The 2,097-nt window shown below is 55.2% G+C and carries 1 protein-coding gene; it reads left to right on the top strand.

Annotated elements, in window-relative coordinates:
- A partial coding sequence (locus P792_RS0120285) for an efflux RND transporter permease subunit (protein ID WP_031241573.1) occupies positions 1-1,504 on the top strand: 1,504 nt, incomplete at its 5' end.
- Positions 1,505-2,097: the final 593 nt, after the last annotated feature.

Here is a 2,097-nt window from a genome sequence, read left to right on the forward strand (position 1 = left end):
AAAGCATAGCAGGACAGTGATCATCGTCACGATCTCTGTGTTCCTCGTTTCGGTTGGCCTGGCCACGCGGTTGGGTGGGGAGTTTATACCGACGCTGGAAGAAGGCTCCCTGACGACAACGGTCACGCGCTGGCCGAGCGCCTCACTGCCTACCGTCATTGATGAAATCGGGAAACAGGAACGAATCATCCGTTCGTTCCCTGAAGTTCAGACGGTGGTAACAAATATTGGCACACCGGCTGTTCCGACAGATCCTATGGGCCCCAACGAGTCAGACAGTTTCATCATTCTGAAGCCCCTCTCGCAGCGGAAGACCGGGCGGACCCAGGATCAGTTGGTTCAGGCGATGGCCGACACCCTCAAGGCGAAGCTCCCCAGTGCCAATTACGAATGGTCACAGCCGATCCAGATGCGAATGGATGAATTGCTCTCAGGTGTTCGCACTCAAATAGCTATCTCCGTTTATGGCGATGACTTGAAGGAACTGGCGAAACTGGCCGATGAAGTGACCTCAGCCGTGGCGGCGGTTCCGGGGGCTGCGGATGTTGCCCCACAGGGCGACGGAACAGTGCCCTTCATGCATATCGACATCAATCGGGATGCCGCAGCCAGACGTGGGGTGGCCGTGTCCGACGCTCTTGCCCAGATCACGGCTATCGGTGGATTGATCGGAAAACCTGTTGTTGTGGGCAACGCGATCATACCAACTCAGATCCGCCTTGATCCGACTTCGACCCTGTCAGTTTCGATGATCGGAAATCTGCCCGTGCGCAGGTTGGACGGACAAGGGTGGGTCTTGCTGTCGGATATTGCGAAACTACAGGTGATAGACGGCCCTTCCCGGATTGATCGGGACCGTATTCATAGGCGCGTCATTGTTCAGGCCAATGTCCGGGGGCGGGACGTCAGTTCCTTTGTCGCAGCGGCGCAAAAAGCGGTTGCGGAGAAGGTCAGACTCCCGTCAGGCTATCGTCTTGAATGGGCCGGACAGTTCGAGAACCTGAAATCGGCAATGCAACGTCTGGGTCTGGTTCTACCCATCGCTCTCTTGTTGATATTTGCGCTCCTGATTGCAGCATTAGGATCATTCAGGGCGGCCTCCCTGGTATTCATCAATCTCCCTATAGCAGCGACGGGAGGAATTTTCGCACTGACCTTGCGTGGGTTGCCGTTTAGTATTGCTGCCAGCATCGGTTTCATTGCGCTGTTTGGTGTGGCCATTCTCAATGGCGTCGTTCTTGTAAGTCAGATCCGCGCGCTTCAGGAAGCCGGCATTGATGCGGCAACGGCGGCATTCGAGGCAGCACGCGCCCGATTCCGGCCTGTCATCGCGACCGCAAGCGTCGCTAGTCTGGGCTTCTTCCCGATGGCGTTTTCGGGAAGCATGGGCGCGGAGGTCGAGCGGCCGCTTGCGACTGTTGTGATTGGAGGTCTTGTGACATCGACCCTGCTCACTTTGCTTGTTCTACCAACCCTTTATGCTAGCCTGTTTCGGAAGCGCTGAATTCAGAGGACATACGAGCCTTTTGTGACTACTTCATTTCACCGTTGCCGCCAACCATGGCGTTTGCATCCCACACTAACCTTCCTGTGCGGTGGATGTCGGTCGGTTAGGATGCGGCCGATCATCAGGAATTTCAAAGTCTGTACACTCGTTCGATTCACGAAGAAGACCTAGAAGTGCATCAGGAACGGGCTCATTGATAATGCTACCAAACCGCGCACGAAAATGCTGTTTTATCCAGAATTTGACGATCTGGTCCTCAGACTCGATGTCCATCTCCGAATACCTTCCATGACCGATCAGTGAATTAAGTCACGGTCCTGCGGCCCCAACGTCATGAGGTGATCCACGATATTTCGTACATTCATCCAGAATTGCGCGCTGTCGCTCTGACCCGCGTCAACACATCGCAAGACATGCGTATGCGCTTTGTTCCGCGCTCCACTCCATCCGAAGGATCGGATCAAGGCGTCTGCCATGTCTGACGCAGAACACTTATCGGAAGTTTCGTCATCGTTTTCTATCGCCAAATCCGCTCTCCGTCTCGCACGACATGACGACGACGGAAGCGAATTGAGGGCGTGACTCCCCGT

It is taken from the genome of Asaia sp. SF2.1 (assembly GCF_000505765.1).
Lineage (GTDB): Bacteria > Pseudomonadota > Alphaproteobacteria > Acetobacterales > Acetobacteraceae > Asaia > Asaia bogorensis.